This window comes from Nocardia thailandica NBRC 100428 (genome assembly GCF_000308795.1).
GTDB classification, from domain to species: Bacteria; Actinomycetota; Actinomycetes; order Mycobacteriales; family Mycobacteriaceae; genus Nocardia; species Nocardia thailandica.
In genome coordinates, this window is record NZ_BAGK01000308.1 from 1 (window position 1) to 25784 (window position 25784).

Genomic DNA, 25784 nt, shown 5'->3' on the forward strand with positions numbered 1-25784 from the left:
CCCACCACAGCAGCCCGCCGCCGAAGGCCAGGCCACCCGCGGCGATCACGGGCCCGGCGCCGACGCGCCCGATGAGCCGCCCGGCCGCGACGGCGACGAACGGCACGAGCAGCGGCCCCGGCGCGATCGCCAGACCGGTCCGCAGCGCCGACCACCCCCACACCTGCTGCGCCCAGAGGGACACCGAGAGCAGCATCCCGGCGAACGCGATCTGGAAGACCAGCGAATTCGCGCTCGCTACGGAGAAATTCCGCGCGCGCAGGAGCGCCGGATCGAGGACGGGGCTGCGGTGCCGCGCCGTCGAGACCGCGAAAACGACGCCGAGCGCGAGGGCCGCCGCGAACGCGGCCGACACGCCGGGCGAGGCCCAGCCCCATTCCGGCCCCTGCACCAGCGCCAGGATGAACGCCCCGACGGCGCCGATGAGCGCGGCCGCGCCGAGCAGGTCGGGCAGCGGTCCGGCGTCGGGCGCCGGGCGCGGCAGCACCCGCACGCCCGCCGCGAGGGCGGCCAGCCCGATCGGCACGTTCACCAGGAAGACCCAGCGCCAGTCGAGTTCGACGAGCAGCCCGCCGATCACCGGTCCGAGCGCGGCGCCGAGGCCGCCGAAGGCGACCCACAGCCGGACCGCGCCCGCCCGGCGCTCGGGCGGCGTCGCCGCCAGCACCAGCGCGAGCGAGGACGGGGTGAGCAGCGCGCACCCCACGGCCTGCACCACCCGGAAACCGATGAGCGCGGCGACATTCCAGGCCACCGCGCACAGCGCCGACCCGGCTACGAACACCGCCAGCCCGAGCAGGAACGTGGCCCGGTTGCCGTGACGGTCGCCGAGCCTGCCCGCGGGGACGAGCAGCGCGGCGAAGACGATCGCGTAGAGGTTCAGCACCCACGACAGGCCGGTCAGCCCGGCGCCGAAGTCGGTCGCCATCGCGGGCATGGCGACGTTGACGATGAACAGGTCGAGGCTGGACAGCAGGACACCGGTCGACACGACCGCGAGCACGAGGCGGGGATCGGCGGCCCGCGCCGCGCGGTCAGCCGAGGACACGGCGGGTCTGCCGGGCGGTCGCGAGCAGGGCGCCGTCACGGTCCCAGATGTCGGTGTCGTCGACCGACCAGCCGGCGCCGGAGGCGAGGGTGGCGGCGCGGACCAGCACCGGCGCGTCGACGGGGGCGGCGGCGTACAGCTGCAGCGACAGCGTCACCGTCGGCACGGGGACCGGGGCGCGCAGCAGCGGGAAGATCCCGGGCGGCAACGCGTCGGCCAGCACCGCGAGGGTCGGCGCGTCGACCGGGAGGTCCGGATCGAGACCGATCCACGCGCACATCATCGCCTCGTCCGCCCCGCTGAGCGGGAGCGGCCCGGCCGCCGGGCGGATGACGAAATGCGCACCCACCGGGACGATCTCGGGCGGGAGCCGGAACTCGGCGCAGTCGGCGGCGGGCGGCACGACGGGCGCGGGGCGGTCGGTATGGGCGGGCGTCGCGGTCGGCGTCGCGGCGCCGAGGGTCACCGTGGCGGCGGCGACCGGCGTGCCCCGCTGTTCGGCGACCACCTCGAGCGCCGTGGTGCTGCGCCCGATCGGGAGTTCGGTGGCGCGCAGGAGGAATTCGCCGGTGGCGGGCCTGCCGAGGAAGCGGATGTCGGCGGACCGGACCGGGTGGTCGCGGGTGCTCGCCCGCTGGGCCGTCTCGATCAGGACACCGGCGAGCGCGCCGCCGTGCGGTCCGGTCCAGCCGCGCCACGAGTCGTCGATGCCGGCACGCCAGCGCCCGGGGCCGTCGGGGGCGAGGGCGAAGCCGTCACCCAGCCGCCCAGTGAGTTTCATCATGCAACTCACCGTAGACGGGTGAGTTCTTTCATGCAACCCAGTAGGCTGGCGGCATGCGCCGAACCAGCTTCGAAGACATGAACTGCTCCCTGGCCCAGTGCCTGGAGGTGGTCGGCGAATGGTGGACGCTGCTGATCGTGCGCGACGCGCTGTTCGGCGTGACCCGCTTCGACGAGTTCCGCGAGCGCCTCGGCATCGCGCGCAACGTCCTCACCCAGCGCCTGGACGGGCTGGTCGAGCACGGCGTCATGACCCGCGAGCCCTACCAGGACAATCCCGTGCGCTACGACTACCGGCTGACCGCCAAGGGCCGCTCGCTGTGGCAGGTGGTGACCGCCATGCGGCAGTGGGGCGACGAATGGGCGGCCCCGGCGGGCCCGCCCGTGCAGACCGTGCACCGCACCTGCGGCCGGGTCGCCACCGTCGAGCCGGTCTGCGCGCACTGCGGCGAACGAGTGCTCGGCCGGGACCTGACCCCGGTCGACGGGCCCGGCGCGGGCCCGGTATCCCTCCTGCCCGCGCACCGGGTCCACCGGACGAGCCCATAGGGCCGGCGCCCGGATCAGGCCGCCGGCATCGAGATCGGCACCGGCATGTGCAGGGCGATCTGCCCCTCCGTGACGACATCGAGCCGGACCGGTCGCAGGGTGCCCAGCGATCGGAGGTCGTCGGACAGCCTCCCCCGGCCCAGGGTCGGCGCGGCACCGCGCGGGAGGGTGGCCGAGGCGGCGGAGAAGGTGTTGACCTGGGTCAGCGTCGAGTGCCATGCGCCGCCGATCCGGGTGTAGGAGGTCAGCGAGGACACGCGGGCGCCGTCGGCGTAACGGCGCTGCGGCGGGGTGGGCACGGTCAGGGCCAGGTCGGTCCGCCCGTCGTCGTCGGCCACCCGGGCCACGGTCCGGGTGGGGTCGATGTCGACCTCGAGCTCGGTGACCCATTTCGGGAAGCCGTAGCCGTCGCGGCCGCGCACCCGCGCAATCTCCGAACTCACCGGAAGCGACAGCACATACGAGTGCAGGTGGTCGTTGCCGAGCCCGGCGACGAGGTCGACCACACCGGGCCCGCCGTGCCGGGCGGGCCGGACGGCGATCGCGACGGCGGCCTCAGTGTAGAAGTCGATGTCGCACACGTCGTAGCGGAAGAAGACGACCGAGGCCAGGCCGAGTCCGGGGGCGACCTCGAGCGGGGCGAGCTCGCGGGGCAGCCGGGCGCGGAGGGCCCGGGACCGCGCGAGCAGCGTGAGCCGGGTGCTGGACATCCGATAGTAGAAATTCGGACTCAGCGTCTCCCCGATGGCGGAGTCCACCCGCCGTTTGGGCAACCGCCGGAAGAAGTCGACGCTGCGCACGCGCGGGTCGGCGGCGATCGCGTCGAGGTCGGTGGCCATCCGGTAGCGGTCGTAGATGCCCCCGGCGGGCACCGGGACCGGGCGGCCGCCCAGGTCCACGTCGACGGTGGCGGGTCGTGTCGGCGACATCGGCATGTCTCCTTGCTCGCGGGATGAGGTGGCACCACCCTAGGCGCCAATGTAAGCACCGTCAACACCCTGTCATCCGCGCGGTTTCCTTCATATGTTTTCGCTGTTAACATAAGCGCTCGTGGAGTCTCCCGTCACCGAAACGGCCCTGCCCGACCCCCTCGTCCTCATCGCGCCGGCCATGGCGATCGGATCCCGCTTCTACCGGCCCCTCGTCTCAGCCTTCGCCGCGCGCGGGTGGGAGGCCAGGGCGCTCCCCCGGCGCGGCTTCGAGAAGGGACAACCACCGGCTTCCCGGTCGAACGACTGGTCCTACCGCGACGAGATCGACACGATCGGGCGCGCGGTCGCCGCCGCCCGCGCCGACGCGCCCGGTCGGCCCGTCGTGCTCCTGGGACACAGCCTCGGCGCGCAACTCGTCGCCGGCCACGAGCTGACCCACCCGCCCGCCGACGGCATCGTCACCGTCGCCGGGTCGTTGCCGTGGTTCCGGTACTACCCCCGGCTCGGCCTGCACGTGGCGGCCATGGCCGCGCTCGTCCCCGTGGCGACGACCCTGTTCGGCCACCTGCCGAAACCCGCCTTCGGCGCGCCCGGCGCCCGCACGATGATGCGCGAGTGGGCCCGCATGGTGCTGACCGGCACGCCGCCGTTTCCCCACGCCGACCCGATCCGCACCCCGGCGCTGGTGGTCGCCCTCGAGGGCGACGAGCTCGCGCCCACCCGCGGCATCGACGCCTTCGCCCGAGGCATGATCGAACCCGGCCGCGCCACCCGCTGGGACTACCGCGCGCAGGACGCGCCCGCGGGCGGCAGCGTCGACCACGTGCAGTGGGTCCGCACGCCGGAGGCCGTGGTCGACCGGATCGTCGGCTGGTGGCACGGGCAGGCCGCCGCGCGCGCGACGGTCGGGGCCACCGAGCCGGGCCGGGACTGACCGCGCGGCGCCCGCCCCACCGTCACGACGCGAGCGCCGCCCTGACCCGTGCGGCGAACGCGTAGTCGTCGCGCCACCCGGCGCCCGTGGGCGCCAGGATCACCCGCTCGGCCCCGGCCGCCTCGTAGCCGGCCAGCGCGTCCGCGGCCGCCGACGGTTCGCCGGGCAGCGTGGGCGCGACCACCGTGATCCCCGGGGCCGGCCGCCCGTGCCGCGCGGCGAGGTCACCCAGCTCCTCGGCCAGGCCGGGCAGCCGGTCGAGACCCGGATCGATGGGCATCCACGCGTCGCCGAACTCCGCGGCGCGACGACGGGCGCGAATGCCGTTGCCCGCGATCAGGATCGGCGGACGGGCCGCGCCCGGCGACAACGTCACCGAGGGACCGTCGCCCGGGGCCGCCGGGTCGCCCGCGACGAGCGCGGGCAGGACTCGTAGCGCGTCGTCGGTGCGGGCGCCGCGCGCCTCGAAGGGCACGCCCGCCGCGCGCCACCCGGCGTCGCCGTGGGCGGGGTTGCCGGTACCGACCCCGACGAGGAGCCGTCCGCCGGACACGAGCTGCAGCGTGGCGATCTCCTTGGCCGCCCACGCGGTCGGCCGCAACGCCAGCAGCAGGGCGCCGAAGCCGACCCGCAGGTCGTCGGTGACGGCCGCGGCGGTGGCGAGCGCGACCGTGCTGTCCAGCATGGGCGCGCTCGCCACGAGATGGTCGGTGGCCCACACGGATTCGAGTCCCGCCGCCTCGGCGGCGCGGGCGCTGTCGCAGACGCCGCCGACCGCCGACGCCGCGGCGTCCGGTCCGGATGTGGGCAGGAATACGCCGAGCCGCATGGTCACCGGTGTGCCTCCGAAAGTGTGTCGGTTCATGATTACCCGACCCACGGTAGGGCCCCCGAGTGAGCACTTCCATGCGCGAATCGATCGGATTCATGTCCCAAACGCGCACTATCGCACCGTTTACCGACGGGCGGCCGTTCGGTCATCGGGGCGCGGCGAGCCTGTTTCGGTCAGGAAGATGCGTGCGGGATAGATGCGGTCGAGGACGGGGGTCGCCATCGCCGTGGTGATCAGTGCCATCAGCACCATCATGGTGAACATCTCGTCGTCGAGCACGCCGAGCTCGCGTCCGACGGACAGGATCACGAGTTCGGTGAGACCGCGGGTGTTGATGAGCACCGCGACGGCGGCGCTCTGGCGTGGTGGCATGCGGGTGAGTCTCGCGCCGGCATACCCGCCCAGCAGTTTGCCCGATACCGCGACCAGCAGGATCATGCCGAGCTGCAGCCAGGCGCCGATGGTGAGGCCGCCGACGTCGACGCCGAATCCGGTCACCACGAAGAACAACGGCAGCAGAAGCAGGACGCTGACTTGTTCCAGCCGAGTGAGGACTTCTCGGGTGAACCGGTCCTTGTGCGGCAGGATGGTGCCGAACAAGAACGCTCCGAAGATGGCATGGATGCCGATCTTGTCGGTGATCCACGCCGAGCCGAGTGCCCCGACCAGGATCAGCACCAGCATGTCCGGTGTCAGGCGCCCGGCACGCTCGAATGCGTTCAGCAGGCGGACGAGCAGCCGCCGGACGAGCACCAGCATCAGGACGGCGAACAGGGTCGTCAGCCCGACGATCCGGACCACCTCCATGGCGTCGCCGCCCTTGACCACAGCGACGACGAAGGCCAGCAGCGTCCAGGCGAGTACGTCATCGAGCGCGGCCGCGGCCAGGGCGAAGGTGCCGGCGATGCTGTGCTGCATGCGTCGGTCCGACAGGATTCTGGCCAGGACGGGGAACGCTGTGATGGACATCGCGATCCCGAGGAACAGGATGAACGCTGTCCGGGAGACCTCGTGGTTGGCCACGAGATGGTGGTGGGGGTACAGCACCAGCGCCACCGCGGCGCCGAGGGTGAACGGCACGACGATCGAGGACAACGAGATGGCGCCGGCCGCACGCCCGCGTCCGCGCAGTACGCGTACGTCCAGCTCGAGCCCGACCAGGAACATGAACAGGACGAGTCCGACCTGGGCGAGCACCTTCAGATAGGGCACCACGTCAGCCGGGAACAGCTGGGCCATGAGGTTTCCCGGCAGGGCTCCGAGGACGGTGGGCCCCAGTGCGATACCGGCGACGATCTCGCCCACGACGGCCGGTTGACCGATCTTCGCCGCGATGCGGCCGAGGACGCGGGCGGCCACGAGGATCAAACAGATGTCGAGCAGTACGTAGGTGAAGATCTGGGCGGCGTTGTGTGTCATGCCCGAGTCCGCACCCGGTAGACGGCCGCGGCGGTATCGCCCATGACCAGCGCCCGTTCGGCCCCCGACAAGGGGGCGAGAAGGCTCGTCGTGGCCGCGAGCTGCTCATCGTAGGTCGCGGCGAGGGTGCAGTAGGGCCAGTCCGAGCCGTACATGATGCGGGACGGTCCGAACACCTCCAGGACGTGGTCGGCATATCGGCGCAGATCCGCTACCTCCCACCGTGCCCAGTCTGCGTGGGTCGCCATTCCGGAGAACTTGCAGTAGACGTTCGGCTCGCGGGCGATGTCGGCCAGCGCGGCGGCCCACGGCTGGTATCGGCCGTTGGCGATGTCCGGTTCGCCGATGTGGTCGAGGACGAAGGTCATCGAGGGAAGAGCGCGGACGACGGAGGTCGCCGCGGGGAGCTGCGCGGGTGTGACCAGTAGTTCGAAGCAACGACCACCTGTCCCGACGGCCGCTATTCCGCGGACGATCTCGGGTCGGCTGATCCAGTCGTCGGCGGCTTCGAAGAGACCGGGGTGGCGAAATCCTGCCAGGAACCGGCCGCCGGGCCCGTCGGCGAGGCAGGCGATCGTTTCCGCCACTGCCGGGTCGGTGAGGTCGACCCAACCGATGACGGCCTGGATGAACTCGTTCTCCTCGGCATGGGAGAGCAGCAGGCGTGTCTCTTCGATTCGGGTACATCCCTGCACGATCACCGCGCCGGTGAACGCGTTGCGCGACAGTTCTTCCCATGCGTCGTCCGCGTCGAACGGTGCGGCGATCGTGGCGAATTCGCTGCTCATCCAGTCGTACCACCCGGTTCCGGGGTCCCACAGGTGCAGGTGGCTGTCGATTCGGTCGAGCTCGCTCATGTCCGGTCCTCCTCGCCGGTGACGGTGTGGGGTCGCGGCCCCGTTGACGCGGCCTGCGCGTCCTCGGGAGCGCCGGGCGCGGAGAGGGGGCGCACGTCGCCGTGCCGGAGGGCGATCGCGGCGAGGAGGGTCGGCACGGTGACCGCTGCGCAGAACAGGAAGACGGCGCGAACTCCGTCGAGGACTCCGGCGTGGGCGCCTGCCATGATCGCGGCGAACGCGGCGATGCCCAGCGCACCGCCGACCTGCCGGGAGGTGAGGTTCATTCCGTATCCGGACCCGTACCGGTCTCGGGGTATCGAGTTCGCCGCTGCGGCGGCAACCGCGGTCATGAGCAGGCCGATACCGAAACCGCCGAGGAGCCCCGCAGGCAGCAGGACCCGCCAGAATTGCGGGTCGGTGGTCATGGAGACCGCGAAATACACTGCGGCGAGGGCGAAGATGACCGCACCGGCGAAGATGGACCGCCGCTCGGTGTCGCTGTGCCGGGATTTGGCGACCAGGGCGGCGCCCGCCGCGGCGGTGAAGGCTCCCGGCGTGTTGGCGAGCCCGGCTTGGAGTACCGAGTACTTCCACACCAGGATCGTGAAGAGGGGTCCGGCGAGCAGCCACGCGTGCAACGCGACGCCGAAGAAGAAGGACACCGTGCAGGTCGCGGCGAAGGTGCGGTTGTCGAGGAGATCTATCTGCAACGCGGGGACGGGCTGGTTGCGCGCCCGCCATACCCCGAGGGCGCACAAGCCGGCGCCTGCGGCGATGACGGCGATGACAGCAGGGCCGGCCCATCCCCAGTCGCTGCCCTGTGTCAGGCCGGTGACCAGCAGCCCTACTCCCGCCGCGATGATCACCGCGCCGAGGGCGTCGGGGCGCGCGTTTGTGGCCGTGACCGTGCTCGTGGGCAACGTTCGGCCTGCGTAGTAGGTGGCCAGGGTGATCGGGATGTTGATGAGGAACACCGCCCGCCAGTCCCAAGCCCAGACCAGCAGTCCGCCCAGTGCCGGACCGACGGCGGCGGCCAGCGAGCCTGCTGCGGCCCAGCCTGCGACGGCGGCCATGCGCCGTTCGGGCGGGTAGGCCACCAGGACCATGCCCAGTCCTGCGGGGACGAGGCAGCCCGCGGCCAGACCTTGCAGTGCCCGGGCGGCGATGAGGAACTCGACGGTCGGGGCCGCCGCGCACAGCAGCGAGGCCACCGAGAATCCCAGTAGCGAGAGCTGGAAGATCCTGGCGTGTCCGAGCAGGTCGGCGTAGCGGCCGGCGGGGACGAGAGCGGCGGCGAAGAGGACCGCGTATCCACTGACCACCCAGGTCAGCGTCGACAGGGCGCTGCCGGCGAAGTCGGCCTTGATGTCGGGGAAGGCGACATTGACGATGGACATGTCCAGGAATGCCATGAAACCGGCCACGGCTGTGACCGCCAGTATTCGTCTCTGTTGCGGGGGGTGTCCGGATCCGTCGTCCATCGGTTTCCTCAGGGTCGGCCCTGCGCTCGGGCGCAGTGCTGTCGGGGGTTCGGGTATCGGTCAGATCCCGTGCAGTAGTCCTGCGGCGTAGAAGCCCGGTGCTGAGGACTGGATCAGGTAGTTGCTGCCCTGCTGGAACGGGTGTCCGCCGGCGTAGTCCACCAGGTTGATCATCCAGTCGCAGTTGCCGCAGTGCCCGTAGTTCCGCAGCGTCTGCGCGAAGTGCAGCCTGGATCGGTCCAGGCCTGCGCTGACGGCGTTGAACAGCACCATCGGTGCATACAGGTTGGTGGGGAATATTGCCTCCACGTCACGTCCGTCGAGGACCCGGTCGAGCACGCGGGCCGCGACGCGCCGGCGTGAGCCGAAGGAGTCCTCGCCTCGCAGACCGGCGGCGTCGGTGCCGATCGCCGTCGATGTCAGGACGAATCCGCCGGGCGATGCGCTGCTGACGAGGCAGGTCGCGACCGCGTCCCCGAATACCGCGAAGGGCTGGACTCGGTCGGCGTCCTCGGTGGTGTAGTCGAACGTCACCACCATGGTGGTCGTGCTGGTTCCCTCGGTGACCAGTCGGTGGGCGTAGTCCAGGGCGGCGATGGAGGTGCAGCATTGTTGCAGGCCGAGCAGTGCCGGCACGGCCGTGCTCATGCCCGATTCACCCAGTACCGTCCGGGCGAAATGGTGCGGTAGGTCGGTCAGCTGGGAGTCGCTGGTGGCGAAGACGACGTGATCGACGGCCCCGGGCTCGATGCCCGCACTGTCCGCGGTCGCGCGGATGCACGGAATGATGTAGTCGAGGACCGGCCGGGACATCGTCCGTAGTGTCAGGGCACCCATGGTGGCGAACGGCGTCTCCGAGCAACGGCTCCAGAGAGTGTCGAAGTCCGCGATGTCCTGTGGCGCGAGTTCTCGATCGCCGAACTCGCAGGCGAAGTGTCCGATGGTGGCTGGGTTGTCCATGGTTCTGCCTGTGATCCGATCAGGGTCTCGGCCGGCCGGCGCCGGAAGGCCGGCCGGCGATCCGGCACCGGCCGGCCGGTGTTTCAGGCGTCGGCAGCGGCCTGGTCGATCCGGTGGAAGACCGTGCAGATACCGGCGACGGTCTCGAGTTCGGAAACCCATTCCGGTCGCAGTTCGACCTGGCGGTCACCGATGTACTCGAGAATCAGCATGATCACGTCCAGGGAGCCGATGCCGAGATCTCTGCGGGTCGACTCCGGTGTGATCTCGGTCGCGGCGAGGTCGAGCTTCCGAGCCGCTACGAGGTCGGTGAACGCGGTGAGGTAGTCGATTTCGAGGGAGTTGTCCGTCGCGGACATGATTGCCTCCTTGCGTGCCTGTCGGGTCAGGCCGGGTGATGGACGAACTTCTGGCCGTTGAGATTGCTGCGGTGCAGGCGGTTGTAGCCGTAGTTGTCCTCGCCGGAGACCAGGACACAGCCGTGGTAGTCCAGGCTGATGGTGTCGCCGAACTCGGTGAGGCTGTTGACGTTCTCGTAGACCTTGACCGAGGGCGCGACGTAGCGTGAGGCGAACCCGAGACGTGTGTCCGGACTGGTGTTGGGCAGGGATCCGTGGATGCACTTGGCCAGGAACATGACGAACTGGCCGGGTTTCATGACCATTTCGTGGATGCGCTCCTCGTCGGGGTTCCACGTGCTGTCCAGTTTGAGTTCGGCGTAGTCGTAGCCGAAGAAGTTGTGCGACTTGTTCTCGATGTCGTAGGTCAACGACTTCGATTCGTCGTAGTACCAGCGCTTGTGGCTACCCGGGATGAAACGCAGGCATCCGTGTTCGCGGTCGGCCGGGGAGAACGCGGTCCAGACCGTGATTTCCTGGGCCGCGGCGGTGGACTTCTCGGTGTATTGCAGCGACGGTGTCGAGGAGTTCGTCGTCTCCCCGACCACGAAGGTCTCCACCTGATGCCAGCCGGTGCCCTCGTCGCCGGGCTCCTTCTTGAAGATGTTGGTCTTCCAGCACAGCACGTCGTCACCGATGAGGCTGCGCAGCTTGTTGACGATCTCCGGGCGCGAGATGTGCTCGGACAGTGTGTTGCAGTCCAGGTGGCGGTCGTAGTTGATGATGGTCGAGTTGTGGGGCTTGTTCTTGGACACGACCATCTCGATCTTGGCCTGGTCCCATTTGATCGGCGCCTCGTCGGGGTCGTAGAGGTCGAACGGGCCGATGAATCCGTTGTCGTGGAAGGATTGGAGTTCCTCGGCGGTGAGGCCACGCGTGTTGTCGGTGCTCATCTCGCGCCTACCTTTCTGCGGGTGTACGTGGTCGGTCGTCGGAGGTGGCTGTGGTGGAGCGCCGGCCGGTCGTCGCGGCGGCCGGAGGCAGGATGCGTTCGGCGTTGCCGTGGAAGAACAGCGCCCGTTCGTGTTCGGTCATGGTGTCCGGGAAGGCGTTCTCCCTGGCGAAGCGCGCGACGAAATCGGCCTGCTTGCCCTGCATCCGGAACACCGGCCAGTCGGTGCCGAACACGATCTTGTGGTTGATGCCGCGCTGAAAGAGCCGGTGCAGGTCTGCCATGCCTGCTGTCTCGTAGCCGCTGACGTCGATGTAGACGTTGGGCCGGTTGTGGCACAGCATCACGCATTCGTCGGTGTACTGCACACTGCCGTGCGCCAGCACGAAGTCGACCCGGGGAAACGCCCGCGCGGCCGCGTCGACGAAGATCGGGCGCGCGATCTCGAAATCGAGGACCGGGGAGGTGGCACCGATGTGGGACAGCACCGGTAACCCGTACTGGTTACAGATCTCGTAGAAGGGGAACAGGCCGGGATCGTCGAGACGGTACCCGCACGGCGGATACAACTTCATGCCGTCGAATCCGTAGTCCAGCACCGCCTTCTCGAACAGCGCCAGCCCGTCCGCGCCCCATCGTGGATCGACCCCGGCCAGAACCCGGAAGCGTCCGGGGTGACGGTCACGGACCAGGCGGTGGTGCTCTATCAGCTCCTCGATCGTGTGGGTACTGTCCCGGAGGGCGAAGGTGAAGTCCGGCAGCAGGAGCACGGCTTCGCCGATACCCGCGCTGTCCATTTCGGCGACCAGTTCGTCGGCGAGCGGATCGTTCATCGTCGCCTCGAGCATCGTCGCGATCTTGCCTCGGGGAACCCGCAGGCCTTTCGCGTGCAGCGCGACCGCGAGGTTGTCCACGACGCCGCTGCGAAAGGACTCCGGGAAGCACATGGTCGCGGCGATGTGGGTGTGGAAGTCGATGATCGCGTTTGCGGCGTGGTCGGTCATGCCGCGCTCGCCTGCCGCACGATCGCGATGATGTCGGATACCTGTTCGGCGCCGATGAACTCCTCGACGTGGTCGAAAGCGTCGATACCGACCTTCTCCTCGAGCATCAGCACGATGCTCATCAGGCCGACCGAGTCGATGCCGAGCTCGCCGCGCAGGCTGCTGGACGGGGTGATCACGCCCTGCGCGCGAGGTACGGCAGCGCCGATGATCCGGCAGATGGTGTCGTCGGTGATCGGTGTTGTCATGAGGCGACGCTCCTTGTCTCATCGGCGGCCAGGTTGCGGAGGACGGCGGCCCGGTCCAGCTTCAGGTTCCTGGTGAGCAGCCCGGATTCCACGGACAGCTCTGCGGCGGGCCGGAATCCGACGCGTTCGATGCGATGCGCGTGTGAATGACGTGCAGCGAGGGCGCGTACGGCGCCGGCGATCTGTTCGCGCACCTCGCCGGGGGCGCCGTTGTCGAGCCACAGCACCGCGGCCAGAACGGTGGCGCCCGGCTCGATGTAGACCATCGCGCGGCTGATGCGCGTATCGGCTTCGAGTTCCTGTTCCAGGATTTCGGGGTTGATCTTGACTCCGCTGCGGGTGATCAGGACGTTCTTCTTGCGTCCCACCAGCCGCAGCCAGTCACCGTCGAACTCGGCCAGATCGCCGGTGGCGACCGTGTCGTCCGGCAGAAAGACCGTCTCCTGATCGGCCGTGCCCTCGAACACGTAGCCCGAGGCCTGTGGCGTGCCGGTCTTCACCAGCACCTCGCCGTCCTGGCCGAGGACGACCCGTACCCCGGGCACGGTACGTCCCGCGGTGCCCGGCCGTGAGCGCGCGGGCAGGTTGGCGGCGATCCACCCGACCTCCGTGCTCCCATACAGTTCGTACAGCGGCATCCCGAGCCTGAGGAACAAGGTGACGATCGACTGCGGGACGGGCGCGGAGCCGGTGAACAGCAACCGCACGCGATCGCCGTAGATCCCGGTCCAGCGGCGGCCCAGGAGCCGGCGGGGCGCGAGGAGACCGGGTAGCCATCGGTGCAGGGCCGTGGCGATGCGCAGGCCTCGTAGCTCCTGGGGTTCTGCCGCGTCGATCCGGGTGGCGACGACCTCGAAGAACGATGGCGGGCCCAACACGATGGTCGGCCGGTAGAGCTTCATCTTCTGGAGCATGCGCTCGGGGGCCACCACCGAAGCGTGTGCGCCGGTGGTGATGGCCAGGTAGATCAGATACCGCTGCTGGAAACTGGAGAACGGCATGACGATCAGCAGGTTGTCCGCGGGTCCGACCCGCCAGAGGAGTCGTGACACCGCGATGGTGTTGTCGATTCCCGATTGGTTGAGCATCAGGCACTTGCGGGTCCCGGCGGTACCGGAAGAGAACACCAAGGTGCGCACCCCCTCCGGTAGTTGCGGACGGTTCGACGGCGGCGGCGCGACCCACAGCTTCAGCTCGCCCCCGGCTGACAGATCAGCGGTGAACTCGGTCGCGGGCTCACGGATCGGTACCTTCGCCGCGACGAGTACCGCCGAGAGGGCATAGCGGCTCGCCAGCTCTTCCAGGTCGGCAGGGTCGCCGGGCCGGTATTCGGCAGGCAGCGCGACCGGCACACAACCCAGCGTCAACAAGGCCAGGTCGGCGACGATCCACTCATAGGAGTTGGGGCTCAGAATGGCCACGAAGTCACCGGCCGACAGTCCAGCGCGCTCGAGGACACGCATGGCCGCGCCGACGTCGCGGCGCAGTTCGGCGAAGGTTCGTACGCGTTCGCGGCCGTCGCGTGTGCAGACGGTGATCCGTGCGTCCGGGTGTCGGTCCAGGTTCTGGTACAGATCGGCTAGCGACATGTCGGGATCCTGTTCGTGTCGTGGTCGAATGCGCGCGCGAGTCGCCGCAGCGCGTCGCGCATCAGCGCGCCGCGGTGCACCAGGCCGATACGCGCGTAGCCCGCCCCCGGGTTCGTGCCATCGGGCTCGGTGCAGGCCAGGTAGCGTCCGGGCATCACGGTCAGCGCCTGCCTGCCCCACGCCGCGCGGACGAAGTCCTCGTCGTCGTCGACCGGCAGCCACAGGAACATTCCGGCTCGTGGGCGCTGGTAGCCGGGCAGATGGCCGAGCACGTCGTCGGCCGCGTCCCAGTTGCCCCGCAGGACTGTTCTGCCCAGTTCGACGTGTGCGTCGTCGGACCACAGGCGGGCCGCGAGTTCGTTGACAGGATCGGCAGAACTCACCCCGCACAACCGGTTGAACCTGGCGTAGTCGGCGACGGTTTCGGGGTCGCCTGCCACGAATCCGCTGCGCAGTCCCGGCATCGCCGAACGCTTGGACAGCGTGTGCGCTACCAGATACTGCTGTCCGGCCAGCCCGGCGCCGAGTTGGAGAAGACTCGGCGAGCCGCCGGTCACGACCAGGTCCGCGTAGCACTCGTCGACGATCAGTACGGCGTCGGCTTCGGCTGCGGCACCGGCGATCTCGATCAGCTCCTCGCGCCCGAGCACCTCCCCTCGTGGGTTGCCCGGGTTGCACACCACGACCGCGGCGGCGCGCCCGCAGGCTCGCACTGCCTCGGCGATCGCCTCGCCGCCCTGGCCGGGCCGATAGAACACCTGGTCGGCGCCGGCGAAGACGCACGAATGCGTATACGCCGGATAGAGCGGGTTGGGCAGGATCACCGGCCGTCCGGGTGTGCGCCCCACGGCCCGCATGATGGCCACCGACATCGCTTGTTTGCTGCCCGGTGTGGGCTCGACCGCCAGGCCGTGGCCGTCGACGCCGAAGCGGCGAGCCAGCCACCCGAGGTAGGCGGCACGCAGTTCCGGCGTCCCCCCGGGACGCGGGTAGCGGGCCCACCGTTGCGGGTCGGCGTCGAGCTCCTCGCCGTGGTGCGCGGTGATGAGCGCGGATTCGCCGAGGTGCAGCGCGATCGGTTCGAGCCCTCGCGGTGCCGCGACATCACGCAGCAATGCGCGCATTCGGCCGGCGGCGCTGGTCGTGGCCGCACCCTGGTCAGTCTCGTGCCAGCGCATTCAACGCCGTCTTTCCCCGGGTGCGAGCATCGGCGTATTTGACGATGATCGCCGAGTACAACGAGTGGGCGGGCCCGCCCGCGTCGGTGCGGCCGCCGGCGATGACGACGGCGTTCTCGGGCACCTCGCCGTAATGGATGTCCCCGGTGGTTCTGTCCAGGATGGGTGTGGAGCGGCTCAGGAACACGCCCATGCCGATCACCGCGCCCCGCCGGACCCGGACTCCTTCCGCGATCTCGCTCCGCGCGCCGACGAATACGTCGTCCTCGATGATCACCGGTTGTTCGCCCACCGGTTCGAGGACCCCGCCCAGCCCCGCCCCGCCGGAAATATGACAGCGACTGCCCACTTGCGCGCACGACCCGACGGTGGCCCAGGTGTCGATCATGGTGTCGGCGCCGATGTAGGCGCCGATGTTGACGAAACACGGCATGAGCACCGCTCCCGGCCCGACGTAGGCGCCGTGGCGCACCACGGCTCCTGGGACGACCCGTAGCCGCGCCGCCTCGAAGTCGGCGGCGCCCCAGTTCTCGAATTTCAGCGGCATCTTGTCGAAGGCGGGAGCGAGACCTCCTCCGGAGTCGACGACCCTGTTCGTTCTGGTGCGGAAGGACAGCAGGATCAGCTTGTTGACCGCGGTGTCGACGACCCAGCCGCCGTCGACCGGGGCGGCCGCGCGCAGCTTTCCGCAATCCAGTTGTGCCAGGCCGTCTTCGACGAGTCCGGACAAGGCGGCGATGTCGTCGGCGGTGAGAGTGTCGCGGCGGGCGAACCACTCGTCGATCAGGGTCTGTTCGGTCATACGCGAACCTCGTCACTGGGGTGAGGCGATTGATCGCCGGTCCTGGCAGGAGAAAGGGGAACCGGCTGGGGGTCCCATCGCACGGTGGCGACATAGTCGTCGAAGGTCTCGGCGCGGCGGATCTCCACGACGTCGCCGTCGGCGGTGAGCAACAGCTCGGCAGGCCGCAGGCGGCCGTTGTAGGTGTAGCCCATGGCGTGGCCGTGCGCGCCGGTGTCGTGGATGACGGCGATGTCGCCGGGTTCGGCGCGGGGCAGTTCCCGGTCGGTGGCGAACTTGTCCATGTTCTCGCACAGCGACCCGACCACGTCGACGTGGTGGCGGCTTCGCTCGCCCGCGAAAGGCAGACTGATGTGGTGGTATGCCCCGTACAGGGCAGGCCGCATCAGAGCAGGCATCGAGGCATCCAGTCCCACGGTCTCGCGGGCTTTGTCGTACCGGCCGACAACCCGGGTCACCAGCACACCGTGCGGACCGGTGACATAGCGCCCGTACTCGGTGAGCACCTGCGGCGACCTGGTCCCGAACAGTTCTGCCAGCATCACGGTGACCGCGTGCGCGTAGCCGGGCAGGTCGAACGGGCGGTCGCCGGGTAGGTAGGGGATGCCGAGCCCGCCGCCGAGGTTGACGAAGTCGAATCGGATGCCTGCGGCGCGCGCGACGTCGGCGGCCACGGTCAGCACAGCCCGTGTCGCGCGGATCGCGGCTGACAGATCGAGTTCGTTGGCGAACATCATGGCGTGGATGCCGAAGCGGCGGGCCCCTCGTGCCCTGGCTTGCCGGTAGGCGGCGGGCAACTCCTCGATCGGCACCCCGAACTTGGTGTGGGCGGCGTCGCCCATGAGCCTGCTGTCGGTGCCGATACCGTTGGGAGCGGCGCGAAAGCAGACGGTCTCGGGCACGGTGTCGAGGCGATCGAGCATCGCCCGGTCGTCGAGGGTGATGATCGCGCCGAACTCCTGTGCGGCCGAGTACTCGGCTGTGGTGGTGTTGTTGGAGGTGAAGACCACGTCGGTACCGACGGCCCCGGTCCGGCGAGCGAGTTCGAGCTCGGCCGGCGAAGCGCAGTCCAGCCCACTGCCCGCCGCGGTGAGCATCCTGAGGATGGCGGGGTTGGGCAGCGCCTTGACCGCGAAGTACTGGCGGTAGTCCACCCCCGCGAACGCCGCGGTGATCGCCGCGTGGGTGGCCAGGATGCCGCGCTCGTCATACAGGTGGAACGGGGTTCCGTACTGCTGCACCAGGTCCGGCAGCAGGGCACGCAGCCTGCGGTCGAAGTCGGAAGATGTCGGCATTGCGGGTCCCTTCGGCTCTGCTGCTCAGTGCACCCGGGCGATACAGATGGTCCGATTGCGCATGCCGCTGATCGGGCGGATGTACGGGAAGTAGTAGCTTTCGACGACGTCGAGACCTGTGGCGGCGAGGCGGTGGGCCAGATAATCCTTCGACAGGTACCAGAAGTCCGACACCTTCTCGTGGGCCGTGAACGGTGCGCGACGATCCGGTGGCGCGTCGTTGGACACAACGATCAACGTGCCGGGCTCGAGGTCGAGGTCGAGCAGCTTGCGCAGTGCCGGGCCGATCTCTTCGCGGCCGTCGAACAGGTGCCCGAGGAATCCGTCCGCATAGACCGCGGTGTAGCCGGCCAGATCCTGGGCTGTGAGGTCGAAGAAGTCGGCGACCTGTGCGTCGACACCCTTGGCTCGGGCCAGGTCGACCGCTTCGGCGCAGACGTCGATGCCGCCGAGTTTGCGGCCGTGCTCGACCAGGGCACCCTCCACGGCCGCATTACCGCAGCCCAGCGAAAAGATCCGCTCTCCTTCGTCGGTCAGCGACAGGAATTTCAGGATGAGATGCGAACGGTACTCCGGGACATAGGTCGAGGGGGTCACCGAGTCGTTGAATGCCTCACCGCGTTCCCATATCGTGTAGATCGTGTCGGTTCCGGCTTCTGATCGCGGAGTCGTGTAATAGCGGAAGAGTGCTTCCAGATTCTGTGTCATTGTCATCGTCATCCCCGGTGCTACGTCGCGCTGGTCGCGCGTGGAGTCTCTTGGATGTACTCGATCGACGGCATCGAGGATTCGCGGAAGACCTCGATCAGGGGACCGAGTTCGCCGCGGGATGCGGGACCGAAGTACAGATAGAATTCTCGGGCAGTCTGCGCGTCGTCGTCGAGCAACGTGTCCGCGAGGACACGCGCCAACGAGCGCAGACCTGCCAGAACGGCACTCGGTTCGCCGGTGAGCCGAGGAGTGATGCCCTCATGGAGGGAGAGCGCACGAAAATGCGCGAGGTAGGAGAGCTGAAGGAACATGCCGTCACTGTCGGGGAAATGACCGAATCCTCGACTGGTGTAGCGCAGACACTCGGAAAGATAGTAGGCGATCACATCGTCGGCGGCAATTCCGAAGTGCGGTGCCCATATTTCGGCGAGTACCAGGGTGCCGAAGACGTCGGCGGCGGTCTCCTGGAGTACGACCGAGGTCCACCGGTCGGTTTCGTTGAGCCGCGTGAAATCCTTCCCCGGGCGATGGACGAAATGGCCGAGCTCGTGCGCGAGAACACCGAGCGTGGGTATCGCGGCGAACTGTCGCGCGCCGGGATCGAAGCAGACCCCGATATCGAGATGCCGGTCGGCCAGCGGCGCGGAGATGCGGTCGAGCATCGCCCGGTGGGTGTTCGCGAAATAGTAGGACTTCTTGAACGGCGAGTATTTGACCCCCTCGTCTTCGGGCAGGAAGTAGGCGATGTGCTTGGGGTGGCGGTTGCCCTCGCCCGCCATGAGGAAAAGTCGGGTCGCCGCGAATGCGGGCATGTCGCCGACGAGCAGGTCGGCGTGCAACGAACGCAGATGAGCGCGGACGTTGTTGTCGAACTCGTGCGTGCGGGTCACCAGCGACTGCAACTCGGCGTCGGTGCGGCAGCCGAAGACCGTGGGCAGCCCGCGGACCTCCTTGCCGAACCAGGTCGAGACCTGGCCGCACACGATGGTCGTCGGTTCGTCGAGCCCGGCCAGTTCGGCCAGGATCTCGTCGGTGTAGCCGGTCCCCACGGCCTGGGTGCGGAGTTCCGCTGCCCTGCGAGACTGTTCGTCGGGCAGTAACGCGGCCACCGCGGCCATCGCCGACGCGGCGGTGTCGGGTTCGTTGAATCGGCGCCGCTCGCGGATTCCGATCTGTTTCACCTTCGCCCATTCGGTTTCCACGACCGATGCCAGGTGGCCGAGGGCGGAACGGAACTCCGGCCCCAGTCGGGGTATCTCCCGTGCCAGGTCCAGACTGCTGAGCGCATAGCTGTGTGCGGGCGGCCACAGGCTGCTGTGATAGTCGCGGTAGCGGCCGGCACGTTCGATGTTGCGGTCGAAGTCGAACCGGTCGAGGTGGGATTCAACAGACATTCGGTCCCCCGTTTCACGCTGCCGTGCCGGCAGTCAGTCCCTGGCTTTCGAGAATCAGTTCCGCGCCCTTTTCGCCGATCATCAGGCTGGCTGCGTTGGTGTTGCCCGACACGAGCGTCGGCATGATCGAGGCGTCGACCACGCGCAGGCCATCGAGCCCGCGGACGCGCAGCTGGTCGTCGACCACCGCCGCTTCGTCACCGCCCATCCGGCAGGTGCCCACCGGGTGGTAGGAGGTGTCGCCCGAGGCTCGGACATATTCGGCCAGTTCGTCATCGGTCACCATCGCCGCGCCGGGGACGGTTTCGTGCTCGGACAACGAGGCGATCTCGGGCGCCGCCATGATGTCGCGGGCGATGCGCATTCCCGCGATCAGCTTCTCCAGATCGGCGCGCTCGGACAGGAACGTTGTCCGGATTCTGGGCGCGGCGCACGGGTCACCGGATCGAATGTGCACAGATCCTGTCGACTCCGGCCGCAACGGGTACACCCCGAGGGTCATCCCCGGGCGGGTGTCGAGCCTCCTGCTCGTGGTTCCGTCGGCGTAGCTGGCCGGCGCGAAATGGAATTGCAGATCCGGTTCCGGCAGGTGGCTTTCGGACTTCACGAATCCGAAGCCCAGCGCGATGGGCAGACTCAGCAGTCCGCGCCGTGATACCGCATACCGCACGATCTCCGCCGCCAGCGCCGTGCCGCGGGAGCGTTCGTTGAACGTGATCGGACGGCTGACCCGCCAGCGCAGTCGCGCGGCGAAGTGGTCACGGAAGTTCTCCCCCACTCCGGGCAGGTCATGGCGGACGGGGACGTCGGCGGCGGCGAGGACTGTCGGTGATCCTATGCCGGCGAGTTCCAGCAGCTGTGGCGACTGGATCGTGCCCGCGCTGAGTATCACCTCGCTGTCTGCCCGGACCGTGGTCGAATTTCCCGCTCGCACATAGGTGACGCCTGTGCAGCGCGTTCGCTCCATCGCGAGCGAGACGACCCGCGCTCCGGTCCGAATCGTCAGATTCGGTCGGGCCCGAGCCACCTCGAGATACGTTCCGACCACTCCCGATCGACGGCCACGATCGTGGTTGACCTGGTAGTAGCCGAACCCTTCCTGATCGCCGCTGTTGTAGTCCGGGTTGAGCGTGTGCCCGCGTGCCTGCGCCGCGGCGAGAAAGGCGTCGCAGAGTTGATCGCGTTCGCGCGGCAGCCCGACGGAGATGGGACCGTGGGTGCCCCGGGTGGCGGGATCGCCGACCCCTCGCGCGGTCTCGAGTTTCCGGAAGCAGGGCAAGACCTCGTTCCACGACCAGCCCTCGTTGCCCTGCGCCGCCCACCCGTCGTAGTCACCTCGCTGACCGCGCACGAAGATCATGCCGTTGATGGAGTTCGATCCGCCCAGGGCCCGCCCACGCGGAATACTCAATTCCCGGCCGCCCAGACTGGGATCGGGTTCGGTGCGAAACCTCCAGTCGTACAGTGGATTTCCCATCAGGATGGTTTCCGCCGCCGGGATCATCAGCAGCGGGCTGCGCCGATGCTCGCCTGCCTCCAGGAGCAGGACGGACACTTCGGGGCGTTCGCTGAGCCGAGCGGCCAGGACCGACCCTGCGGCTCCGCCGCCGACCACCACGAAGTCGAAGTGCTCGTCGCGAGGGCCACTCATGAGCCGGGCCCTGCGACGGTGGTCCGATGCATCAGGCGCCGGTGTGCGCGATCGTCGTAGTACGTCGCGCGATGCATGGCGCTGCGGTTGTCCCACAGGACGATGTCGCCGGGCTGCCATCGGTGCCGGTAGGTGAACGCCGGCTGGATGGCGAACTCCTGAATGTAGGTGATCAGGGGCAGACTCTGCCGCAGCGGCATGCCGACGATGCGCCAGGGCACGTTTCCGCCGGCGTAGAGCGCTTTGCGGCCGTTGACCTCGTGGACTCGCACCATGGGCTGCGCGACGTCGACCCACTCCTCGATCTCGGCCGGGGTCGGTGCCGGACGGTCCGGATAGTTGTAGGGCCGGGACTGCACCCGGCTGATGACCACCTGCAAGTCCTCGATCCGGCGCCGCATCTCTTCGGGAAGGGCTTCGTAGGCGGCGAACATGTTCGCGTAGAAGGTGTCTCCGCCGACCGGTGGCACCTCCCGCGCGTAGAGCATCGACCCCGCCGGAGGTTGTTCGAGATAGTGCCCGTCGGTGTGCCAGACCCGCCCGCTGTAGGCCGAACCGATAGGCTTTCCGTCGCGCGCGATGTTGGACAGGATGAGGATTTCCTCGTGCTCTTCGTGGGCGAACTTCGATCGGGTGTAGGTGTAGATGTCCCCGAAGCGCCGGGTGAAGGCGACCTGCTGTCCCGGTGTCATGTCGACCCCACGGATCACCAGGATGGTGGTGTCGATCCAGGCTTGGTAGATGCGATCGAAGTCGGCGTCGGAGATGTCGTCGATGGACGTCAGTCCTCGGACCTCGGTCCCGATCTTCTCGGTGACGGGCAGCAGTTCGATCATGATCCCGTCCCCCTCGGCACCCTGATTTCGCGCACCGTCACGGCTTTCGTCCTCATGCGACACCCACTTCGTAGTCTTCGATCCAATGCTGCAGCTCCACGAGCTGGATGAGCAGCGCCGCCGGATTCGAGCCGCCGGGCAGCTCGCCGAGGACGGCGCCCGCGGCGATGCGTTCGATGAGCCGCGTGGTGCGGGACCGGTCGAACAGTGTCGCGACGGGTGAGCCCGGCGCCAGCGCCCGTTCGGCCTGCGCGATCACGGACTCGTCGTAGGCGGCACTGCGGACGTGCGGGTAGGCGCTCTTCCTGCGGTTCAGCGTCGAGGGCGGCACCACGTCGGCCATCGCCGTTTTGAGCAGTCCCTTGACCCCGCCCGCGGACTTCACCGACCACGGGACGTTCCAGACGTATTGCACGAGCCGGTGATCGCAGAACGGGACACGCACCTCCAAGCCGTGAGCCATGCTCATGCGCTCCTTGCGGTCCAGGATCACCGACAGCGGACCGGCCATGGACAGGTAGAACATCTCCCGCATCCGGGCGTCACTCGCCGACTCGCCATCCAATCGCGGAACAGCGGCCACGAGTTGGTCGTAGCGGTCGCGCAGGTCGGCTGCCGGGTCCACCACCTCGCGCACGTCGTCGGCCAGGCAGTCGGCGAGGGTCGGCCCGTCGAAGAGCCAGGGAAATCCGCCGCGACCGGTGGTTTCGGGCCGGAAGAAGTACGGGTAGCCACCGAAGATCTCGTCGGCGGCTTCGCCGGTCAGGGCGACGGCCGCGCCGGCGGCCATGCGTTCGAACAACACGTACATCGATGCGTCGAACTGTCCCCAGCCCGGCAGGTCGCGGGCGCGTCGCGTCGCCGGAATCGCGGCCATCAGATCAGCGGTGGTCGCGGTGACCGGCCGGTGGCAGGTGCCGAGATAGCGGGCCGCCTCCGCGGCGAAGGGGGCATCCAGATCCGGGCGGAGCTCGCTCGCGACGAAGCCTGTCGCGTCACTGTCGAACTGGATGCAGTAGGTATCGAGGCGAGCGTTCGGCCCGATCGTCCGCGATGCCAGGGCGGCGACCGAGGTCGAGTCCAATCCGCCCGAGAGCATCGCGGCCAACTGCCCGGACGTCTCGGCCCGGGACCGCACCGCGGATTCCAGCAGTTCCCGCACCCTGGCCGCGGTGGTCGGGGCGTCGTCGGTATGCGGGTGGCTGTGCAGTCGCCAGTAGTGGCGGACGGACAGGCCGGATTCGGCGTACCGCACCACTGCACCCGGCGGCACCTCGAACATGTCGAGGAACGGGGTCTCTCCCGGCAGCGACAGCCGGGGCTGCAGCAGAATCGGCAATTTGCGCCGATCCAGCTGGGCGCTGAATCTCGGGTTGGCGATCATCCCCTTCGGTTCCGAGGCCGCCATGATCCCGGTCGGGTACCGGTGGTAGTACAGCGGTTTCACCCCGAGTCGATCACGAACCAGCAACAGCAGGTCGCTGCGCTCGTCGCGGATCGCGATCGCGAACTCTCCGTCGACATGGTCGACGAAGTCCTCACCGCAGCAGAGATACGCGTGCAGGACCAGCTCGGCGACTGTCGCCGATGGCGCCGCGACACCGGCGTCGGCAGTGACCTTCTCCAGTTCGGCCGGATTGGTGATGTGCCCGGCCACGACGGCAACGACGTCACCGACCTCGGTGTGGGCTACGAAGGGCTGCGCCTGAGCGGGGGCGTGCCCGCGGTATCCGAGTGCGGCGCGCCGGTTGATCCAGAGTCCCGTGGACGCCGTACCCCGATGTCGGAGCCGGTCGAGCATCGCTTCGGCGATCGGTTGCTCGCCTCGCAGGTCGTCGCGCTCGTCGACCCATGCGATCAATCCGCTCACGACGCCTCCTGCGCAGCGAGCTGACAGGTCATGAACACACTGTTCGGGTCTTCCCGGTAGGAACCGAAGGGCCCACAGAACTCGAACCCGTGTTTGGCATAGAGTCGTCGCGCCGGTTCGAAGAAATCCTGGGCCCCCGTCTCGAGGCTGATCCGGCGGAATCCCCGTTCCCGTGCGTGGGTCAGCATGTGTGAGAGCAGTCTCGAGCCCAGACCCTGCTGCTTGTGCACCCGCGAGGTACGCATCGACTTGATCTCTGCGTGCCCGTCACCGAGATCTTTCAGCGCACCGCATCCGAGAAGAACCTCGTCGGACCACATCGTCCAGAAGGTGACCTCCGGTACCCGCAGCCCGGCCAGGTCCAGGGCATGCTTGCTCTCCGGTGGTGAGATCGACCGCATCTCGTCGATGTGCTCCTGCAGGAATTCCTTGATCTCGGGGCCGAGCAGGTCATCGACGCGGATCTGCGGTGCCGGATCGACACCTACCTCGAAGGCGTCGTAGTCTCCCGCGCACAGCTTGGCCCACATCCGTCTGCGTCGCGGTTTGCCGCTGGTCGTCCGGTTGATCGTGCCGCGGGGGGCGTCGAACAGTCGCACCAGAGCGTCGGTCCCGACGAGGCTGGTGACGATCCGCCGGACCGGTGCGGCCTCGGCGTCGGCGTGCTCGAACAGCACCGCGACGTGCGGACTGCCCGCGCGCAGGCCCGCCAGGACGACCACGCGGTTCGACGACGTTCCGGTGGCCCGGGCGACGGCGGACTCGATGTCCTCGGCGTAGACGGTGACCGCGCGGATCTTGACCGAGTCGCCGATGCGCCCGACCGGATAGACCTGCCCGTCGACGAGGTAGCCGGCGTCCCCGGTGCCCAGACGACCGCGCTCGTCGCGGCTGAGATCGACAGTTCCCGACGCCGTGCGGTAGTCGGCGGCGACACTCGGTCCCCCGACGAACAGTTCGCCGGCGCCGGGAGCGGCGCCGGCGGTGACGACGTCCACGGTGACCGCCTCGAGGGGTGCGCCGCACCCCACCAGCCAGGTCTTGTCGTTCTCCAGTGCCGCGGTCGCCAGCTCGTAGGGCCCCTCGGTAGCTCCGTTTCGCGGGTCCACCCCGATGACCTGAACCGTCTGGTCGACCGCCACTCCGGACACGGCCAGGGTCGCCTCCGCCATCCCATAGGCGGGGCACGCGGCCTCCGGGCGCAACCCGAACGGTGCCAGCGCGGTCAGAAATTCACGCAGGACCACCGGGTCGATCCGCTCGGCGCCCAGGATGAGCATGCGCCAGCGCGCGAAGTCCAAGCCGCTCATCTCCTGCCCGGACACCTTCGACAGCACATACGGCAGGGCGAAGTTGGGGGCAGCGCTGATCGTGGCTCCGCGGGAACCGAAACACGACAGCCACTTGTGCGGATCCCGAAGAAAATCCATGGGGCTCATGGCATCGATGTCCAGACCGATCACGACCGATCCGAGCAGGCACCCGATCAAGCCCATGTCGTGGTAGGGGGGAAGCCACGTCGCGATCCGGTCGGCGTCCACGGGGCCGACCCACCGGTGAATCGCGGCGAGGTTGGCTTCCAGCGCGGCCGTGGGCACCTGGACGGCTTTCGGCGTGCCGCTGCTGCCCGAGGTGAACTGCAGCAGCGCGATCTCCGGGCCGACGCGCTCCACCAGCCCCCGCCCGGTCGGGTCGGCTCCGATTTCCTCGAGGCCGAGTACCGGGACGTTGCCGAGAACTGGCGCGATCAGCTCGTGCAGATCGGGGGCGGCACTGACTGCGGACGGGTGGGCGACGGCGACGAGCCGGACCAGCTGCTGCCGGTAGCTCTGGGGGTCCTGGACAGGAAACGGCGGCGCGAGTGGGTTGGGGGTGGCCCCGGCCAGCAGCACCGCGAAGAATCGCATCACGAACTCGTCGGCGTCGGGGTCGACGATGCCGACCACGTCACCGGCGCTCACCCCGGCGTCGCGCAGTGCGCGGGCGTGCCCGCGCGCACGAGCAGCCAGCTCACGGTATGACGAGAAGCGCCATCCCTCAGGGGTTGCGCGGTAGATCCCGGTCGTCGGTGACGGGTCGGCGATCCAGTCGAGCAGATGTGTTGTCATGGGCTTTCTCCGGTCCGGGGATGGCTGCAGA

At 68.7% G+C, this 25784-nt stretch carries 24 protein-coding genes; 2 read left to right on the top strand and 22 right to left on the bottom strand.

Annotation, left to right across the window (positions count from 1 at the left end):
* Both ON36_RS30810 and ON36_RS30815 read right to left on the bottom strand, forming a co-directional pair.
* Nucleotides 1-1048 (bottom strand): MFS transporter (locus tag ON36_RS30810; RefSeq protein WP_043661187.1); only part of this gene is annotated, 1048 nt, incomplete at its 3' end.
* Nucleotides 1035-1832 carry an acyl-CoA thioesterase gene (locus ON36_RS30815; RefSeq protein WP_043661133.1) on the bottom strand — a complete coding sequence of 266 codons (798 nt, stop codon included), beginning with the start codon at nt 1830-1832 and terminating at the stop codon, nt 1035-1037. The genes ON36_RS30810 and ON36_RS30815, both read right to left, overlap by 14 nt.
* A 53-nt stretch (nt 1833-1885) precedes the next feature.
* On the opposite strand from ON36_RS30815, the gene ON36_RS30820 reads away from it, so the two are divergent.
* Entirely contained in the window at nt 1886-2380 is a 495-nt protein-coding gene (locus ON36_RS30820) for a winged helix-turn-helix transcriptional regulator (RefSeq protein ID WP_043661134.1), read from the top strand.
* A gap of 14 nt (nt 2381-2394) precedes the next feature.
* Here ON36_RS30820 and ON36_RS30825 read toward each other — a convergent pair whose 3' ends face one another.
* Nucleotides 2395-3309, bottom strand: a complete 915-nt coding sequence (locus tag ON36_RS30825) for an acetoacetate decarboxylase family protein (RefSeq protein WP_043661193.1) — start codon at nt 3307-3309, stop codon at nt 2395-2397.
* A gap of 121 nt (nt 3310-3430) precedes the next feature.
* Here ON36_RS30825 and ON36_RS30830 point away from each other — a divergent pair, with 121 nt between their 5' ends.
* A complete protein-coding gene (locus ON36_RS30830) occupies nt 3431-4246 on the top strand; it encodes a serine aminopeptidase domain-containing protein (RefSeq protein ID WP_245558272.1) in 816 nt (271 codons plus the stop codon).
* A 22-nt stretch (nt 4247-4268) separates the two neighbouring features.
* Here the strand turns inward: ON36_RS30830 and ON36_RS30835 are convergent, their stop codons facing one another.
* The 19 genes from ON36_RS30835 to ON36_RS30925 form a co-directional block, all read right to left on the bottom strand.
* The gene (locus tag ON36_RS30835) at nt 4269-5111 is read right to left on the bottom strand and encodes an LLM class flavin-dependent oxidoreductase (RefSeq protein ID WP_245558273.1); all 843 of its coding nucleotides are present in this window, start codon (nt 5109-5111) and stop codon (nt 4269-4271) included.
* 90 nt (nt 5112-5201) lie between these two features.
* Nucleotides 5202-6497, bottom strand: coding sequence for a cation:proton antiporter domain-containing protein (locus ON36_RS30840; RefSeq protein ID WP_052314557.1), 1296 nt, complete (start codon nt 6495-6497; stop codon nt 5202-5204).
* Nucleotides 6494-7354, bottom strand: a complete 861-nt coding sequence (locus ON36_RS30845) for an amidohydrolase family protein (RefSeq protein ID WP_043661139.1) — start codon at nt 7352-7354, stop codon at nt 6494-6496. The genes ON36_RS30840 and ON36_RS30845 overlap by 4 nt, the downstream gene beginning before the upstream one ends.
* A complete protein-coding gene (locus tag ON36_RS30850; protein WP_083885564.1) occupies nt 7351-8817 on the bottom strand; it encodes an MFS transporter in 1467 nt (488 codons plus the stop codon). The genes ON36_RS30845 and ON36_RS30850 overlap by 4 nt, the downstream gene beginning before the upstream one ends.
* A gap of 60 nt (nt 8818-8877) precedes the next feature.
* Nucleotides 8878-9777, bottom strand: a complete 900-nt coding sequence (locus ON36_RS30855) for a beta-ketoacyl-[acyl-carrier-protein] synthase family protein (protein WP_043661140.1) — start codon at nt 9775-9777, stop codon at nt 8878-8880.
* 83 nt (nt 9778-9860) lie between these two features.
* Complete coding sequence (locus ON36_RS30860) at nt 9861-10136, bottom strand: phosphopantetheine-binding protein (protein ID WP_043661142.1); 276 nt, start codon at nt 10134-10136, stop codon at nt 9861-9863.
* 26 nt (nt 10137-10162) lie between these two features.
* Nucleotides 10163-11068: a chlorinating enzyme gene (locus ON36_RS30865; protein ID WP_043661143.1), complete on the bottom strand. Its 906-nt coding sequence runs from the start codon at nt 11066-11068 to the stop codon at nt 10163-10165.
* 7 nt (nt 11069-11075) lie between these two features.
* Nucleotides 11076-12071 (bottom strand): amidohydrolase family protein, encoded by a 996-nt coding sequence (locus ON36_RS30870; protein ID WP_052314559.1) that lies wholly within the window; start codon nt 12069-12071, stop codon nt 11076-11078.
* Nucleotides 12068-12319 (bottom strand): acyl carrier protein, encoded by a 252-nt coding sequence (locus ON36_RS30875; protein ID WP_043661145.1) that lies wholly within the window; start codon nt 12317-12319, stop codon nt 12068-12070. Before ON36_RS30875 ends, ON36_RS30870 begins: the two co-directional genes overlap by 4 nt.
* Nucleotides 12316-13908, bottom strand: a complete 1593-nt coding sequence (locus ON36_RS30880; RefSeq protein WP_043661146.1) for an AMP-binding protein — start codon at nt 13906-13908, stop codon at nt 12316-12318. Before ON36_RS30880 ends, ON36_RS30875 begins: the two co-directional genes overlap by 4 nt.
* Nucleotides 13899-15086: an aminotransferase class I/II-fold pyridoxal phosphate-dependent enzyme gene (locus ON36_RS30885; RefSeq protein WP_052314560.1), complete on the bottom strand. Its 1188-nt coding sequence runs from the start codon at nt 15084-15086 to the stop codon at nt 13899-13901. The genes ON36_RS30880 and ON36_RS30885 overlap by 10 nt, the downstream gene beginning before the upstream one ends.
* Nucleotides 15067-15888: a 2,3,4,5-tetrahydropyridine-2,6-dicarboxylate N-succinyltransferase gene (locus tag ON36_RS30890; RefSeq protein WP_043661147.1), complete on the bottom strand. Its 822-nt coding sequence runs from the start codon at nt 15886-15888 to the stop codon at nt 15067-15069. Before ON36_RS30890 ends, ON36_RS30885 begins: the two co-directional genes overlap by 20 nt.
* Nucleotides 15885-17183: a diaminopimelate decarboxylase gene (locus tag ON36_RS30895; RefSeq protein WP_052314561.1), complete on the bottom strand. Its 1299-nt coding sequence runs from the start codon at nt 17181-17183 to the stop codon at nt 15885-15887. Before ON36_RS30895 ends, ON36_RS30890 begins: the two co-directional genes overlap by 4 nt.
* 24 nt (nt 17184-17207) lie before the next feature.
* Entirely contained in the window at nt 17208-17891 is a 684-nt protein-coding gene (locus ON36_RS30900) for a class I SAM-dependent methyltransferase (RefSeq protein ID WP_043661148.1), read from the bottom strand.
* 20 nt (nt 17892-17911) lie between these two features.
* Nucleotides 17912-19288 carry a DUF8614 domain-containing protein gene (locus ON36_RS30905; RefSeq protein ID WP_043661149.1) on the bottom strand — a complete coding sequence of 459 codons (1377 nt, stop codon included), beginning with the start codon at nt 19286-19288 and terminating at the stop codon, nt 17912-17914.
* Between the two features lie 13 nt (nt 19289-19301).
* Nucleotides 19302-20939 (bottom strand): GMC family oxidoreductase, encoded by a 1638-nt coding sequence (locus ON36_RS30910; protein ID WP_043661151.1) that lies wholly within the window; start codon nt 20937-20939, stop codon nt 19302-19304.
* Entirely contained in the window at nt 20936-21775 is an 840-nt protein-coding gene (locus ON36_RS30915; protein WP_043661153.1) for a TauD/TfdA dioxygenase family protein, read from the bottom strand. Before ON36_RS30915 ends, ON36_RS30910 begins: the two co-directional genes overlap by 4 nt.
* A 52-nt stretch (nt 21776-21827) precedes the next feature.
* Nucleotides 21828-23645 carry an asparagine synthase (glutamine-hydrolyzing) gene (gene asnB / locus ON36_RS30920; protein ID WP_043661156.1) on the bottom strand — a complete coding sequence of 606 codons (1818 nt, stop codon included), beginning with the start codon at nt 23643-23645 and terminating at the stop codon, nt 21828-21830.
* The gene (locus tag ON36_RS30925) at nt 23642-25753 is read right to left on the bottom strand and encodes a GNAT family N-acetyltransferase (protein ID WP_169334758.1); all 2112 of its coding nucleotides are present in this window, start codon (nt 25751-25753) and stop codon (nt 23642-23644) included. The genes asnB and ON36_RS30925 overlap by 4 nt, the downstream gene beginning before the upstream one ends.
* Nucleotides 25754-25784 lie beyond the last annotated feature (31 nt).

Bases quoted from the DNA above. Each gene is read 5' to 3' on its own strand.
- ON36_RS30895 (WP_052314561.1), bottom strand. From the start codon at position 17,183: ATGCCGACATCTTCCGACTTCGACCGCAGGCTGCGTGCCCTGCTGCCG.
- ON36_RS30890 (WP_043661147.1), bottom strand. From the start codon at position 15,888: ATGACCGAACAGACCCTGATCGACGAGTGGTTCGCCCGCCGCGACACT.
- ON36_RS30880 (WP_043661146.1), bottom strand. From the start codon at position 13,908: ATGTCGCTAGCCGATCTGTACCAGAACCTGGACCGACACCCGGACGCA.
- ON36_RS30855 (WP_043661140.1), bottom strand. From the start codon at position 9,777: ATGGACAACCCAGCCACCATCGGACACTTCGCCTGCGAGTTCGGCGAT.
- ON36_RS30850 (WP_083885564.1), bottom strand. From the start codon at position 8,817: ATGGACGACGGATCCGGACACCCCCCGCAACAGAGACGAATACTGGCG.
- ON36_RS30915 (WP_043661153.1), bottom strand. From the start codon at position 21,775: ATGATCGAACTGCTGCCCGTCACCGAGAAGATCGGGACCGAGGTCCGA.
- ON36_RS30925 (WP_169334758.1), bottom strand. From the start codon at position 25,753: ATGACAACACATCTGCTCGACTGGATCGCCGACCCGTCACCGACGACC.
- ON36_RS30865 (WP_043661143.1), bottom strand. From the start codon at position 11,068: ATGAGCACCGACAACACGCGTGGCCTCACCGCCGAGGAACTCCAATCC.
- ON36_RS30860 (WP_043661142.1), bottom strand. From the start codon at position 10,136: ATGTCCGCGACGGACAACTCCCTCGAAATCGACTACCTCACCGCGTTC.
- ON36_RS30885 (WP_052314560.1), bottom strand. From the start codon at position 15,086: ATGCGCTGGCACGAGACTGACCAGGGTGCGGCCACGACCAGCGCCGCC.
- ON36_RS30910 (WP_043661151.1), bottom strand. From the start codon at position 20,939: ATGAGTGGCCCTCGCGACGAGCACTTCGACTTCGTGGTGGTCGGCGGC.
- ON36_RS30905 (WP_043661149.1), bottom strand. From the start codon at position 19,288: ATGTCTGTTGAATCCCACCTCGACCGGTTCGACTTCGACCGCAACATC.
- ON36_RS30820 (WP_043661134.1), top strand. From the start codon at position 1,886: ATGCGCCGAACCAGCTTCGAAGACATGAACTGCTCCCTGGCCCAGTGC.
- ON36_RS30870 (WP_052314559.1), bottom strand. From the start codon at position 12,071: ATGACCGACCACGCCGCAAACGCGATCATCGACTTCCACACCCACATC.
- ON36_RS30815 (WP_043661133.1), bottom strand. From the start codon at position 1,832: ATGATGAAACTCACTGGGCGGCTGGGTGACGGCTTCGCCCTCGCCCCC.
- ON36_RS30900 (WP_043661148.1), bottom strand. From the start codon at position 17,891: ATGACACAGAATCTGGAAGCACTCTTCCGCTATTACACGACTCCGCGA.
- ON36_RS30825 (WP_043661193.1), bottom strand. From the start codon at position 3,309: ATGTCGCCGACACGACCCGCCACCGTCGACGTGGACCTGGGCGGCCGC.
- ON36_RS30840 (WP_052314557.1), bottom strand. From the start codon at position 6,497: ATGACACACAACGCCGCCCAGATCTTCACCTACGTACTGCTCGACATC.
- ON36_RS30845 (WP_043661139.1), bottom strand. From the start codon at position 7,354: ATGAGCGAGCTCGACCGAATCGACAGCCACCTGCACCTGTGGGACCCC.
- ON36_RS30835 (WP_245558273.1), bottom strand. From the start codon at position 5,111: ATGAACCGACACACTTTCGGAGGCACACCGGTGACCATGCGGCTCGGC.
- ON36_RS30875 (WP_043661145.1), bottom strand. From the start codon at position 12,319: ATGACAACACCGATCACCGACGACACCATCTGCCGGATCATCGGCGCT.